At 46.5% G+C, this 13,176-nt stretch carries 12 protein-coding genes; 4 read left to right on the top strand and 8 right to left on the bottom strand.

All coding sequences use genetic code 11. The annotated features are described in order from the left end of the window. Positions 1 to 77 precede the first annotated feature (77 nt). Positions 78 to 1,745, bottom strand: coding sequence for a 2-isopropylmalate synthase (locus HQN79_RS00170; protein WP_238843385.1), 1,668 nt, complete (start codon positions 1,743 to 1,745; stop codon positions 78 to 80). Positions 1,746 to 1,901: 156 nt separating this feature from the next. On the opposite strand from HQN79_RS00170, the gene HQN79_RS00165 reads away from it, so the two are divergent. Further along, complete coding sequence (locus tag HQN79_RS00165; RefSeq protein WP_173283684.1) at positions 1,902 to 2,366, top strand: Lrp/AsnC family transcriptional regulator; 465 nt, start codon at positions 1,902 to 1,904, stop codon at positions 2,364 to 2,366. A 12-nt stretch (positions 2,367 to 2,378) separates the two neighbouring features. On the opposite strand, the gene HQN79_RS00160 is transcribed toward HQN79_RS00165, so the two are convergent. Both HQN79_RS00160 and HQN79_RS00155 read right to left on the bottom strand, forming a co-directional pair. Continuing rightward, positions 2,379 to 3,164: an MlaA family lipoprotein gene (locus HQN79_RS00160; protein ID WP_173283683.1), complete on the bottom strand. Its 786-nt coding sequence runs from the start codon at positions 3,162 to 3,164 to the stop codon at positions 2,379 to 2,381. A 16-nt stretch (positions 3,165 to 3,180) separates the two neighbouring features. Continuing rightward, positions 3,181 to 4,107 (bottom strand): hydrogen peroxide-inducible genes activator, encoded by a 927-nt coding sequence (locus HQN79_RS00155; protein WP_173283682.1) that lies wholly within the window; start codon positions 4,105 to 4,107, stop codon positions 3,181 to 3,183. Between the two features lie 470 nt (positions 4,108 to 4,577). On the opposite strand from HQN79_RS00155, the gene HQN79_RS00150 reads away from it, so the two are divergent. After that, positions 4,578 to 5,177 carry a nitroreductase family protein gene (locus HQN79_RS00150; protein WP_173283681.1) on the top strand — a complete coding sequence of 200 codons (600 nt, stop codon included), beginning with the start codon at positions 4,578 to 4,580 and terminating at the stop codon, positions 5,175 to 5,177. A gap of 87 nt (positions 5,178 to 5,264) precedes the next feature. On the opposite strand, the gene HQN79_RS00145 is transcribed toward HQN79_RS00150, so the two are convergent. The 5 genes from HQN79_RS00145 to HQN79_RS00125 form a co-directional block, all read right to left on the bottom strand. Further along, a complete protein-coding gene (locus HQN79_RS00145) occupies positions 5,265 to 5,606 on the bottom strand; it encodes a hypothetical protein (protein WP_173283680.1) in 342 nt (113 codons plus the stop codon). Between the two features lie 49 nt (positions 5,607 to 5,655). Further along, positions 5,656 to 7,299 carry an acetolactate synthase large subunit gene (locus tag HQN79_RS00140; RefSeq protein ID WP_173283679.1) on the bottom strand — a complete coding sequence of 548 codons (1,644 nt, stop codon included), beginning with the start codon at positions 7,297 to 7,299 and terminating at the stop codon, positions 5,656 to 5,658. A gap of 241 nt (positions 7,300 to 7,540) precedes the next feature. Next, on the bottom strand, positions 7,541 to 8,164 hold the full coding sequence (locus HQN79_RS00135) for a thiol:disulfide interchange protein DsbA/DsbL (protein ID WP_173283678.1): 624 nt from the start codon (positions 8,162 to 8,164) through the stop codon (positions 7,541 to 7,543). Between the two features lie 10 nt (positions 8,165 to 8,174). Continuing rightward, positions 8,175 to 9,353: a c-type cytochrome biogenesis protein CcsB gene (gene ccsB, locus HQN79_RS00130; protein WP_173283677.1), complete on the bottom strand. Its 1,179-nt coding sequence runs from the start codon at positions 9,351 to 9,353 to the stop codon at positions 8,175 to 8,177. A 13-nt stretch (positions 9,354 to 9,366) separates the two neighbouring features. After that, a complete protein-coding gene (locus HQN79_RS00125) occupies positions 9,367 to 11,325 on the bottom strand; it encodes a cytochrome c biogenesis protein ResB (RefSeq protein ID WP_238843384.1) in 1,959 nt (652 codons plus the stop codon). A 315-nt stretch (positions 11,326 to 11,640) separates the two neighbouring features. Here HQN79_RS00125 and yihA point away from each other — a divergent pair, with 315 nt between their 5' ends. Both yihA and bla read left to right on the top strand, forming a co-directional pair. Further along, positions 11,641 to 12,276, top strand: a complete 636-nt coding sequence (yihA, locus tag HQN79_RS00120; protein ID WP_173283676.1) for a ribosome biogenesis GTP-binding protein YihA/YsxC — start codon at positions 11,641 to 11,643, stop codon at positions 12,274 to 12,276. A gap of 25 nt (positions 12,277 to 12,301) precedes the next feature. Further along, positions 12,302 to 13,174, top strand: coding sequence for a class A beta-lactamase (gene bla, locus HQN79_RS00115; protein WP_173283675.1), 873 nt, complete (start codon positions 12,302 to 12,304; stop codon positions 13,172 to 13,174). The last annotated feature ends 2 nt before the right edge of the window (positions 13,175 to 13,176 follow it).

The raw sequence follows: 13,176 nt of genomic DNA, 5'->3' as shown, positions 1-13,176 counted from the left end.
TTTCTTTTCAACAAAAAAAACCGGTATCCGTTATTCGGCTACCGGTCAGTTGAATTACCGATCAAATAAAGATAGCGTTAACGCTGAAGTCCGCTCAGAGCCGCTAGAATCATTGCCGACACCGTATCCTGAGCCATGGCAATGCCTACGGTTTTTCCTTGTGGCGTATCCAGATAAACATAAGCGATCGCCTGAGCATCCTTACCGTCCGGCATGGCATTTTGGTGCATGGCATGCTCGGAATAGTCGATCACATCGATACTGGCGCCGGTTTTCTTCTGATAAGCATCACACAGAGCGCTTAGGGTTCCCTGACCCTGTCCTGCCCAGATTTCACCGGAAATTTCCAGCTGAACCGTCTCGGACTCCCCATTGCGATCCACCTTGTAGTTTTCCAACTGATCATTATTTTCGCCTAAGGCATAATGCGCTTTAAATGCCTCGAACAAATCGATATGACTGACTACACCGCCCTTTTCTTCAGCCAGTTTCTGTGCGACCGGTGCAAAATCCAACTGTACCCATTTCGGCAAATTCAATCCATACTCCTGCGCCAATACAAAAGCGGAACCGGCTTTACCGGATTGCGAGTTGACGCGGATAATCGCTTCATAGTCACGACCGATATCTTTCGGGTCAATCGGCAGATAAGCGACGTTCCATGGCTGGCCGTTTTTCTGTTTTAGCAGACATTTACGGATCGCATCCTGATGACTTCCCGAATAAGCGGTATAAACCACATCGCCCACCCAAGGATGGCGCGGATGCGTGGTAATCTGGGTAACTTCCTCAACCACTTCGATCCATTTTTTCGGACTGGTGAAATCCAACTCAGGATCGATTCCTTCCGAGTACAGATTCATTGCCAGCGTGACAATATCCATATTCCCGGTACGTTCGCCGTTTCCTAAAAGTGTTCCTTCGATGCGATCCGCACCCGCTAAAAGCGACAGTTCGGCGGCCGCAACCGCACAGCCGCGATCGTTATGAGTATGAATGGAAATAATCGCTGCTTCGCGGTTCGGCAAATTGCGAATAAAATACTCGACCTGATCGGCAAAACGGTTCGGCGAGTTGCTTTCAACCGTCGCCGGAAGGTTCAAAATGCATTTATTATCGACCGTTGGCTGCCAGACATCCATTACCGCCTTGCACACCTCTACCGCATAATCTGTTTCGGTCTGCGAAAAACTCTCCGGCGAGTATTGGAAGACCCATTCCGACTCTGGATGCGCTATGGACGCTTTTTGCGCATATTCCTGCACCCATTTCGCCCCCTGCACTGCCATAGCTTTAATTTCATCTTTCGATTTCTCGAAAACGTTTTCGCGCTGCACTACCGAAGTTGTGTTGTACACATGAATCACAGCCTTCTTGACGCCTTCCAGAGCTTCATAGGTGCGCTCGATCAAATGTTCGCGAGCCTGAACCAGAACCTGAACCGTTACATCGTCAGGAATCCGGTTCTCTTCGATTAAACGACGGGTAAAGTCGAACTCCGGCTGGGAAGCCGATGGAAAACCGATTTCAATGGTTTTAAAACCGATGTCGACCAACTCGTGCCACAATTTCAGTTTCTGATCCACCGTCATCGGGTTGGCCAGAGCCTGATTTCCATCGCGCAAATCGACACTGACCCAGATAGGTGCTTTCTCAAGCTGATTATTCGGCCACTGACGATCCGCTAAATTCGGAGTCGGGTTACGGCGGTATTTTTCTGGCTGCATTGCGGCGTTGATCGACATGACAATATTCTCATTAATTTTTAATGTTGAGGATATTTTACTGCCAAGATCGCGCATTTTTATTGCAACCTATGCAAACAAAATAATTAATTATGCAATTAAATTTCAATTTAAAACTATAATTAGAATAATATTCTTAAAAACAGGGAAAGCGTGATGAAACTTGATCAATACGATAAGCAGATTCTAAATGCGCTGCAAAAGAACGGTCGTCTGAGCAACCAGGAAATTGCCGACCAGATCGGACTTTCTCCGTCAGCCTGCCTGCGCCGTTTTAAGGCATTGGAAGAATCGGGTGTGATTCAGGGATACCGCACCCTGCTGGATCGTAAAAAACTGGATTTGGATCTGATGGCGCTGGTGCATATTTCGATGGATAAACACACTCCGGAACGATTTCAGCAGTTTGAGGATGCGATCGTCAGACTGCCGAACGTGGTCGAATGTTTACTGTTAACCGGCCAGACCGCCGACTATCAATTAAAAGTGCTGGTCAGAGATCTGGACGCCTATCAGGAACTTCTGCTCAACCAATTAACGCAAATTCCCGGCGTCAGCGGCGTCCACACCAGTTTTGTCCTGAGAAAAGTGGTCAGTGATGCCATGATTCCGATCGCTTAAACAGAAATTGTTCTAATCGATATCAAAATCGTCCAGATCCGGTGTAGGCGGTTTACCGTTATAAATCTGCCCGATACGGTACTGAATATAACTCTCTCTGGAAAAATAATATGGATCCGGTTGATTTTGCAGATCATCCAGCAGCGGGGCGATTTTGGTGTATTCGACGAAACCGGAAGTGGCAAAGATCACCATTCTTTCTTCAGTCTCTAAATCGGCGGCATCATATACCTGAGTCGGATCGGTAACGCTCTCGGTCACATCACCGAACAGGTTTCTCGTCGTCGTCGGTCCCAGTAAAGGAAGGACCAGATAATTGGCATTATCCCAAACACCCCAGACATAAAGCGTTTGTCCGAAATCCTCATTCTTTGAAGGCAATCCTGCCTCGGTCGCAATATCCAGAATCCCGAATAAACCCAGGGTACTATTGAGGGCAAAACGCATAATTCCACCAAGACCATCCTCTATATTGCCTTGTAAAAAGCTATTTAAAGCCGATAGAGGCTCCTTGAGGTTATTTAAAAAGTTTTCTACCCCTGTACGCGCTGGTTGAGGGATCTCTCTATAGGCATTAGCTAACGGGCGTCCTATAGCATCGTGAAAAGCCATATTGAAATCGAACATGGAGCGGTTGAAGGATTCATATGGATCCAACGAACTGATCGCCACAGCTTCGGACTGTGTTCCTTGCTGCTGTTCGGATGTTACAGAAACCTCGGGCGACGGGTTTTGATCCGCATAGACTTTAGAGGTGAAAATAAACGCGATTAATGCAAAAAGTATGGTTTTTTTCATAATTCAAAATACTTTTTTATTCAATTGGTGTGGTACAGGGAAGACTGATGTTTTTAATAATTTTTCTAAAAACTTCCAAAACCTGAGTACGCGGAAATGTTTTACGCCAGGCTAGAGCGACAACACGACTGGCTTGGTCTTTATGCGCCAATTCACGAATCTGAAATAGGTTTTCATCTCTTTCGGATAAAGAGGTACAAGGAAAAATGGAAATTCCGGCTCCTGAAGCAACCATATAGCGGATTGTTTCCAGAGAACTGCCTTCGAAAGTTTTCTGTAAACGATCGCTTTGATAATTCATATGCATCAGATTAGGGTAGGTTTCAACGACCTGATCTCTGAAACAGTGACCAGCACCAAGCAGCAGTACGGTTTCGTTTTTAATCTGATGAATTGCGATTTTGCCTTCTTTTTCAGCTAATGGGTGTGAATTTGGAACCACGACTTTAAAGGGTTCACGATACAGCGGCATGGTTTCAATATTCGGTTCCTGAAACGGCAATGACAGAATCGCAATGTCTAAGTCTCCGGATTGAAGTTTATCTGCCAATACGTGCGTATAGTTCTCTTCAATCATCAAAGGTACGCTTGGAAACTGCTTGCTGAATTCAGGAATGAACTGAGGCAATAAATAGGGTGCCACTGTATAGATTGCCCCGATTTTCAACTGTGTTGAAAGATCTCCGTGCGATTCCTGAGCAATTGTCTTGATATCCTGAGTACGTTCGATGATCTCTTCAGCCAGACTGATAATCTTTTTTCCTACCGGCGTGACTATGACATCCTGTTTGCGTCTTTCAAAAAGTGTAACGCCTAATTCTTCTTCAAGCTTCTTAACAGCGACGCTTAAAGTAGGCTGACTGACAAAACAGGTTTCCGATGCTTTACGAAAATGCTTTTCTTTGGCGACAGCAATAATGTATTTCAATTCGCTTAATGTCATAAGTCCGATTTTTATCCTATATGAGCCTATCTAGACGGAAACTTGTGAATAAACCAAGAGTGTTATTAAAAGATAGATTTGAATATATATTCCTTATTATCTTTACTCTTATGAAGAAGATATCTGTAGATAAAAACAAAAAAAGCTTTTTAATCATGGGTTTAACCGGTGATTAAGCTGTGTAAAGCCTTTTTCATAACCCTTGTGAGTAAAAGTGGGTGAATTGGGGATAAAATTTTGAATTTGAAAAAAATTCATATTTATCCACAAAAAGACACATTTTATCCAGAGGGTTGGTTGCTAAATTGTGAGTTTTCGCCTGCCATGATACTTTGAAAGACGGATTTTTGCATTTCCGCTGGTAAAAAATTCGCCTGCTTCTGTTACTTTTGGCCGAATTCATTAGAATGGGCGGTCATTAATTGCTAGAAATTTTTTAGAGAAGATTAAAACGGATTGGAGGAGATGGAATGAGTATGGATACCGAAGAGTTACAGAATTTGATCGCTTCGCGCAGAACTTGTTATCTGTTTAACCCGAAAGAAACCATGCCGTTACTGGACGATGCCGTTTATCGTTGTTTAAATGCCGCTATCTGGGCACCAAATCATAAGTTAACCCAGCCGTGGCGTTTTTGGGTTTTAGGCGCTCAGAGCCAGTCAGAATTAGCCGAGGTCTATGCGCAGCTACGAGCGGACAAGCGTGCACAGCCGCAAAGCGAAGCGCATCAATCGATTTATCAGGCGGCGATTGAAAAATTTCACAAGTTTCCGCGAATCGTTCTGGTCGGGCAGGTTTTGGATGAAGACGAAGTACGGCGAAAAGAAGATTACGCGGCCTGCGCCTGTGCGATTCAGAATCTGCAGCTGATCGCCTGGCAGCAGGGGATTGGCGTACAGTGGAGTACAGGACCGATTTTACAGTCGGATGTCACTTATCGTATGTTGGGAGAGTCCAGAGACAACGTGGAATTGATCGGTGCGCTCTATATGGGTTACCTGAAAGGGGACTGTAACACTCAAAATGCTAAACGCAAACCGGTTGAAGAGGTTAGCCGCTGGTTACCTTAAAGTTTAAACTCTTAAGGTTGGATCAAGAGCCGTCCCCTTTAACTGTGATATGACTGTATCGGCGTCGGTTTTTGACCAACCGGCGAATTACAGCTTGATCATGTCCTCGTCTTCGAAGACCGGTGAATTATTCTGATTCATGTGACGCAATTTCTTTTTGAACAGCATGATATTCTGTACCGGTTCCGGCAAGTCGGTAATCAGCATTACATCGCGATCGATCAAAATCTGAATAATATCCTCGATGGAACGAATCATTTTAAGATCAAGGGTTTCCAGAAGTTCCTGGATCAGCTCCTGAGAGTTCTCGGATTGGGCGATGAAATGACTGACCTGCGGGTCGTTAAGGCTAATCTCCTCAAACCCTTCTTTTGGATGAAATTCAATATCGGTAATATTTCCCGAAGCGTCTTTTTTCACATAGAGCATAAGATTATCCTTTGCCGTCAATTTTAAATACCTGACAGTCTATTATTTTTTAGTCTTCGATTTCAGATAGGACATTACCCAACAGGGTCGTTAAGCGGTCATTCTCCGAGTAATCTACCGGACAGTCAATTACGGTCACTGTCGGCGTTTTAAGCGCTTTTTTCAGACTCGGCAGTAACTCTTCGGCGGAATTGATTCGAACGCCTTCGGCACCGAAGGATTTTGCATAATCCACAAAGTTCGGGTTTTTGAAATCGATATAGGCCGAACGACCGTAACGTCTCTGCTGTTTCCATTCGATCAAGCCATACTGGCTGTCGTTCCAGATCAGTATAACGATCGGGGTTTGGCAGCGTAGCGCGGTTTCGATTTCCTGTGAATTCATCATAAAACCGGCATCGCCGGTTACGGCGACAACCGCACGGTTCGGGTAAGCCAGTTTGGCGGCAATTGCGCCAGGAACGGCGATTCCCATGCCGGCAAAGCCGTTGGAAATAATACAGGTATTTGGCAAATCGCAGCGGAACATACGTGCCATCCACATTTTATGGGCGCCGACATCGCTGATGGCGATATCTTCCGAATTCATGGCTGTACGCAGATCCCAGATAATCTTCTGTGGCAGCATCGGCCAGGCGTCGCTACGCGAGCAGCGGTTCATCTCATCAATCATCGCTTCGCGCAGGGAAAAATTGATTTCGGTGTCGGTGATCGGTTCGCTGATCGCATTACCGAGCGCTTTCAGGTTGGCACCGACATTTCCAATCAGTTCGACCGCCGGAATATAGCTGTTATCGACCTCAGCCTTTTTGGTATCGATATGGATAATGGTATGAGAGCGATTTGGGTTCCATAGGTGCGGGTGGTATTCGACCATATCGAAGCCGACGCAGATAATCAGGTCGGCTTTGGCAAATCCGCCGTTCTCATAATCGCCTTTCTGCAGGCCGGCGGTACCGACCGCCATCGGGTTATAGAAGGGGATGGCTCCCTTGGCCATGAAAGTGTTTACCACGGGGATCTTATGGCGTTCTACGAAGTGCAGGATGTCGTCGGTGGCTTGTCCGCGTACCGCGCCGTTACCGACCAAAATCAGGGGGCATTTTGCCTGTTTGACCAGATCGGCCGCTTTGGCCAGCAGTTCTCGGTCGGCAAATGTCAGGCGGTTTTCCGAAAACGGCAGAGGGCGCTCGGAGGTTTCCATTTCGGTGATATTTTCCGGAAGGTCGATAAAGGTCGCCCCCGGTTTTTCCGCCTGCGCCAGTTTAAAGGCTTTACGGACAACTTCCGGAATGGTTTCCGGCTCCAAAACCTGAGTCGCGTATTTGGTAATCGGTTTAAACATGCTCACCAGATCGACTACCTGGTGCGATTCCTTATGCATACGGGTCGTAGCCGCCTGTCCGGCAATGGCAACCAAGGGGGCGTTATCCATATTGGCGTCGGCGACACCGGTTACCAGGTTGGTGGCTCCTGGTCCGAGCGTTGACAGACAGACTCCGGGCTTTCCGGTCAGACGTCCGTATACATCGGCCATAAATGCTGCACCCTGTTCATGTCGGGTGGTAATGAATTCGATTTCGGAGTCGAGAAGACTGTCCATCAGATCCAGGTTTTCTTCTCCGGGAATTCCGAAAATATATTCGACTTCTTCATTTTCCAAACATTCGACAAACAGTTTAGCGGCTTTCATTATGGCTTCCAGAAAGGTGGTTCGGGCCCGCAGGGCTTAATTCGATTAATTTCGAGTTGCAGTGAAATTGAGGTTTTATTATCAGGTTTTCAAATGTAAATGACTAGGGCGGATGCGATATTCCTGAAGTTTTCTTGATTTGTCACGGATATCGGTAAAGGAGTACAAAAAAAGAGACTAAAAATCTGCGTAAGTTTTAGTCTCTTTAATAAGGTTCTTCGTTGAAGGGGCTTGCGTAAATTTACATTTCGACCAGTTGGTCGACAACTTGCCATAACTCTTTACGGCTGCCGGCCATCGGTACATCGGTCAGATATTTACCGTTGACGATCAGAGCCGGAACGCCTTCGACTTCATAATCCCGAGTCAGTTTTCCGGCCTGGCGAATTTTCTGATCGACGCTGAAGCCGGTGTAGGTATCGATAAACTTCTGTTTTTCAACACCGAACTGGGTATAGAAATCGGCCAGAGCGTCAACACTGAACAGCGGCTTACGGTCGCGGTGAATGGCATGGAAAAAGGCCTCATGAGACTGTTCCAGAATACCCAGCTCCTGCGCCGTGTAGAAGACTCGCGCCATAAAAATCCAGTTCGGGTTGTTGAATACCACCGGCATGCGCTCAAACTCGACATCTTCCGGCTTATTTTTAAGCCATTCGTTCAGACTGTCTTCCAGATGGTAGCAGTGCGGGCAACCGTAACCGAATACTTCGACGACTTTCTTTTTGGCCGGCGCAATTGGCTGCGGTTTTTTCAATACCTTGTAGTGAACACCGGTCATTAATTCCGTTTGTGCCCAGGAGTTCGGCGCCAGTAGCGCCAGGCCGCTCAGGCCGATTGATTGCAGGAATAGACGACGATTCATGCCAATCTCCTTATAGCTCACCGTAAGAATGCAGACCGGACAGGAACATGTTTACACCGAGGAAAGCGAAGGTGGTAATCAGCAAACCGATAAATGCCCACCAGGCCATCGGTGTTCCGCGCCAGCCTTTACTCATACGAATATGCAGCCAGGCTGCGTAGTTTAGCCAGACGATCAGTGCCCAGGTCTCTTTAGGGTCCCATGACCAGTAGCCACCCCAAGCTTCCGCCGCCCACATGGCGCCCAGAATCGTGGCGATCGTGAAGAAAGCGAAACCAAGCGAGATGACTTTGTACATCAGGTCGTCCATCATTTCCAGAGACGGCATCTTGGCGGCAAAGGAGCTGTTCGGGTTCTTCTGCAGAGAGCGGTTGGTAAGCAGGTAAGCGATCCCGATCATAGCGGCAATTGAGAAAGCGCCGTAACCGATAAAGTTAGCCGGAACATGGATCTTCATCCAGTAACTCTTCAAGGCTGGCACCAGTGGTTGGATTTCATGCGCACCGCGATCGAAGTGGTACCAAAGCAGGAAAGCCACGGCAGAACTGATAACTAACATGACAAAACCACCCAGAGCACGGGTTTTGTATTTCTGCTCGTAGTACAGATAGATCAGACCGGTCAGTACGATAAACAGAATAAAGACTTCGTACAGACTACTGACCGGGATATGGCCGTAATCGACATTAATAATGTAGGATTCACGCCAACGTACCATCATGCCGACCAGACCGAAAACCACACCGGACCAGACCAGTGTGGTAGCGGTTTTTGCGGTAAATTGCGACTTATTGACCAGCGCGAAAAAATAGGTCGCGGTGGCGAGGACAAACAGGGCGCTCATCCACATAATCGCAGACTGGCTGGAAACCAGGAACTTCAGGAAAAACGCCTGTTCATTCGCGGTAATAACATTGCCGTGATTGTGGTAACTCCACAGCGCGACCAGTGTCATACCGGCCACCCAGTAGGTCATCTGCATCAGACTCGGCCAGAAGCGCCCCAGCCAGATCATTGCAACGGCCGTTCCGGCCAGAATTCCTACTTCATACACATCCATCAGGCTGCCGTACTGCATATAGGAGTAGACGCTGCCTAGAATAACAAAGGCAATCCAGATGAAGTCTTTAATTCCGTAAGGTCTTTTTTCTTCTTCTTGGAGCGAGTCCATAATCGTTTGAGTCTGCATATTCGTTACCTACTTATGCTTGTTTACTAATGTTTTGAATTTGTTCGACAATTTTGTCAAATTCGGTTTTTGCTTCCGGCAGGTTTTTATTGTCTTTACCTGCCAGAGTCAGTTCAAGTCGCTCGTTTTCCGGTTTGATATTGATCCACAGTCGTCTCTGACGAACGTAGAACATAAAGAAGACACCGATTGTCAGCAGGGCGCTTCCGAAGTAAACCACATCCTTACCGGGAGATTTGGTGATCTGAAGACCGGTCGCCTGAATCTCTCTGAAACTGGTGATATCAAAGTACATCGGTGGCCCATATTTCGACAGACTGGAAACAACGGTTAACGCATCTTCAAACCAGGTTTTATCGAAATCCGGAATATCTTCCTGATGCGATTTAATCACGCCTTCTTCTTTCAGAAGCTCAAGATAAGCGCTCTGCAAAGCAAAGGTTGTTTGTGTGAAATAGTAGTCGGAAACTTTTGCCTGTTCAGCTTCCGGTACGCTCTTTTTAACAAAATCGGAAATTCCGGCAAAACCTGTCTGGCGGAACAAAGTCATCAACTGCTCGATCAGGCGCATTTGCAGCTGATAAGTACGCTGATCCATGCCTTCCGCCATAGGATACTGCTGCTGGAAAATGCGACGGACTTTTTGCGGGTCATTAAGAATCGCTAAGTAATTGAAGAAACGTTTTTTCGAACGTTTAGCGTCCGCCGGAATAAACAGATAGCGGTAAGGTTCGGCCGGGGAGTTGCGCACACCGGTCATAAAGAACCAGCGGCCTTCCTGTTCGTTAGGAATCACGTAATTTTCGTATTCCCACGCTTTACCTTGTTCGTTACGTACCTTAAAGGTGACGGTAGGGCCGTTATTATGGAATTTATGCCCGGTTTTTTCCTGTTCTTCTTCGCTCAGAGGCACCATATTGAAGTTGCGGAAATCGTTGAATTCCACACGGAATCGGCCGACCGGCGTTTTTAGAGGTTCGACCTTGTTGACGGCCGTTTCCAGCGCCAGTGGATTAACCATCGGCGACAGCAAAGGGTAAACGTTAATTTTCAGTTCGGTACCGCCGTCTCCGAACGAAGATTGATAAATCGCGTAGTTTTCATAATACAGCGGCTTATTCACTTCGATTGTCTGGCGGATCGGCTCTTCCTGACCCGGAATATAGAGTTCCAGATCACTTTCGTAATTTTTTGGCATACCGGTATCGTAATACTGGATACGGAAATCCTTGTTTACGATGGTAAACGGCAGTTTTTGAACCAGATAACCGTTTTCATAAGGTAGGAAAAGCACGTCGGATTTCTGGTTTTCGGCAATATTAACGGTACCACGGAAAGAGAGGTTTTCCGTGCCGACCCAGGATTTTTGATTAACCTGATCCAGACTTACGGTACGGGTTTCAGGAAGCAGGTCGCCGGTCAGTTCGCGGTATTTAAGCAGCAGGTTGCTGTCGAGAAGTCCGCCGAAGCAGATAATAATGATCGAAACGTGGGTAAAGATATAACCCAGACGGTTCCATTTTCCTTTCAAGCCGGCAATGGTGACAGAGCCGTCATCACGCTGATGAATCTTGGTTTTATAACCGTGTTTCTGCAGAACGACGGAGGCGATTTTCTGCTGGTCTTCGGCGCTGATGTCGGTTTCCAGCGTGGTTTGATTCGGTTGGTGTTTTAAAGCGGTCGGCGAAAGTTTTTCGCTGAACTGCTTCATATCCTTAATGAATCCGGGACCGTTGCGAACCACGCAGACAGAGGTTGAGAGCAGCAGAAAAACCAGCACCAGAATAAACCAGGCGGCACCATAAACATGGAACAGTCCAAGACTGTTGAAAACTTCGGTCCAGAAAGGTCCGAACTTAATAATATAGTCCTGAAAAGCCTGGTTCTGCTGTAAAACGGTTCCGATCACCGAAGCGATCGAAAGCATGACCAACAGTGTTACCGCCAGGTTCATCGAACCCAGAAAATTCATTAATATGCTTGGCTTCTTAATAACTTTTGCGCCAGTTTGATTTTTGCTGTTCATGTTTCGGTGTTTGCCCTTAACCCATCTACAAAACTACGTTATAAGCTTTTACGCCTATGCTTCGATTCAATGCTTTTTCGCAATATTAAAAGTTCAATTTTGATTAACTTTGTTGCGTTAAAAAATAACCTACTGTTTTTGTGGGTTAATCATGCATTTTTATCGTGTAAACATCAGTTTTCTGATGGATAGATTCAATTCAAAATAGGATAGAGTATATAATTTTGTAAACAATTGATAAAGTCTTAAAGTTCTCTAACCATGCAGCATCCCCTATATCAGAAAGCCCAATATTTAAAGAGTGTGCCGACTCTGGACCTTTGTCCGGAAGATTTGAAATACGAAGTGGCTTTTGCCGGACGTTCCAACGCCGGTAAATCCAGCGCGCTGAATGTTATCACTTCGCAAAAAAGTCTGGCTCGCACCAGTAAAACGCCGGGTCGTACCCAGTTGATTAATTTCTTTGTTCTGGATGAGGAGCGTGCTTTGGTCGATTTGCCGGGCTACGGTTTTGCCAAGGTCAATGTTAAGGTCAAGCGTGCCTGGGAAGCGGGATTAAGCGAATACATCGAAAAGCGCCCGCAACTTAAAGGTGTTGTGCTTTTAATGGACTCGCGCATGCCGCCGACCGACATCGATATCACAATGCTTGATTGGACTCAGCATTTAGAGCTTCCGGTACATATCCTTTTGACCAAATCCGACAAGCTGAAGAAAGGGCCGGCCAAAGCAAATCTGCTTAAGTTGAAAAAGCTGCTTAAGGAAGAATATCCGCATGCGACGGCTCAGCTTTTCTCCTCTCTTAAACGTGAAGGCCTGGTTGAAGTCTGGAATAAGCTGGACGAATGGATGGAATATGAACGTCCGGTCAAAAAGCCAAAAGAAAATCAAAGCTAGATAGTTATCGTTCTTGGAGAATAGAGTGGCAAAGTGGTTTTTTGCGGTCTTTTTGACCTTTTTATCGACCACTGGCTGCGCGAACTCTTCTCTGCATGAGCGGATTAAGCTTCTGGAACAGGAAAGCGGCGGTAGAATCGGCGTTGCTGTATTAGATACGGCAACGCAGCAGTTATGGGATTATCGCGGTTCAGAGCCTTTTCCTTTAATGAGTACTTTTAAAACGCTTGCCTGTGCCAAACTGCTGTTTGATTCGGATAAAGGCAAGGTTGATCTGCAACAGGAGCATAGAGTCAAAGCTTCAAACCTGCTTGCCTGGTCCCCGGTGACCGAACAATATACCGGTAAAAAACTCACTTTGGAAAAGCTATGTAGGGCTTCTATGGTGTATAGCGATAATACTGCGATAAACCTGGTTCTGAAGTCTATTGGCGGGCCTCAGGAGGTTACCGCTTTTTTACGCCAGAATGGCGATCGTTCCACCCGGCTTGATCGAATCGAACCGGAACTGAATCAAGCGCTTGAAGGTGATTTAAGGGATACCACTACGCCTGTCGCAATTGTCGGCACCTTAAGAAGGCTTCTGTATGGTCGTGTGCTTGAAAAGGCTTCGAGGGCGAAGCTAAAGAACTGGATGCTAAAAAACAGAGTTTCCGACTCCCTTTTGCGTTCGATTTTGCCGGCGGATATTTCGATTGCCGATCGCTCCGGTGCCGGAGGAAACGGTTCAAGAGCTATTACAGCGGTGATCTGGAGGGATAGGCAGAAGCCTTTGATTATCGCTGTTTATCTGACGCAAACCCGCCTGACATTGGCGCAGAGAGATAAGATTATTGTTGATATAGGAAAAGAGATATTTAAAGAGTATCGGTTACCGGAAGAAGTTTCCAAAGAGTAAGT

This window comes from Thiomicrorhabdus xiamenensis (assembly GCF_013282625.1).
GTDB lineage: Bacteria > Pseudomonadota > Gammaproteobacteria > Thiomicrospirales > Thiomicrospiraceae > Thiomicrorhabdus > Thiomicrorhabdus xiamenensis.
The sequence above is the reverse complement of the archived record's forward strand: the minus strand, read 5'-3'. Positions and strand labels throughout refer to the sequence as shown.

Excerpts from the sequence above, each read along its gene's own strand:
- HQN79_RS00170 (WP_238843385.1), bottom strand. The coding sequence starts at position 1,745 with ATGTCGATCAACGCCGCAATGCAGCCAGAAAAATACCGCCGTAACCCG.
- HQN79_RS00165 (WP_173283684.1), top strand. The coding sequence starts at position 1,902 with ATGAAACTTGATCAATACGATAAGCAGATTCTAAATGCGCTGCAAAAG.
- HQN79_RS00160 (WP_173283683.1), bottom strand. The coding sequence starts at position 3,164 with ATGAAAAAAACCATACTTTTTGCATTAATCGCGTTTATTTTCACCTCT.
- HQN79_RS00155 (WP_173283682.1), bottom strand. The coding sequence starts at position 4,107 with ATGACATTAAGCGAATTGAAATACATTATTGCTGTCGCCAAAGAAAAG.
- HQN79_RS00150 (WP_173283681.1), top strand. The coding sequence starts at position 4,578 with ATGAGTATGGATACCGAAGAGTTACAGAATTTGATCGCTTCGCGCAGA.
- HQN79_RS00145 (WP_173283680.1), bottom strand. The coding sequence starts at position 5,606 with ATGCTCTATGTGAAAAAAGACGCTTCGGGAAATATTACCGATATTGAA.
- HQN79_RS00140 (WP_173283679.1), bottom strand. The coding sequence starts at position 7,299 with ATGAAAGCCGCTAAACTGTTTGTCGAATGTTTGGAAAATGAAGAAGTC.
- HQN79_RS00135 (WP_173283678.1), bottom strand. The coding sequence starts at position 8,164 with ATGAATCGTCGTCTATTCCTGCAATCAATCGGCCTGAGCGGCCTGGCG.
- ccsB (WP_173283677.1), bottom strand. The coding sequence starts at position 9,353 with ATGCAGACTCAAACGATTATGGACTCGCTCCAAGAAGAAGAAAAAAGA.
- HQN79_RS00125 (WP_238843384.1), bottom strand. The coding sequence starts at position 11,325 with ATGAATTTTCTGGGTTCGATGAACCTGGCGGTAACACTGTTGGTCATG.
- yihA (WP_173283676.1), top strand. The coding sequence starts at position 11,641 with ATGCAGCATCCCCTATATCAGAAAGCCCAATATTTAAAGAGTGTGCCG.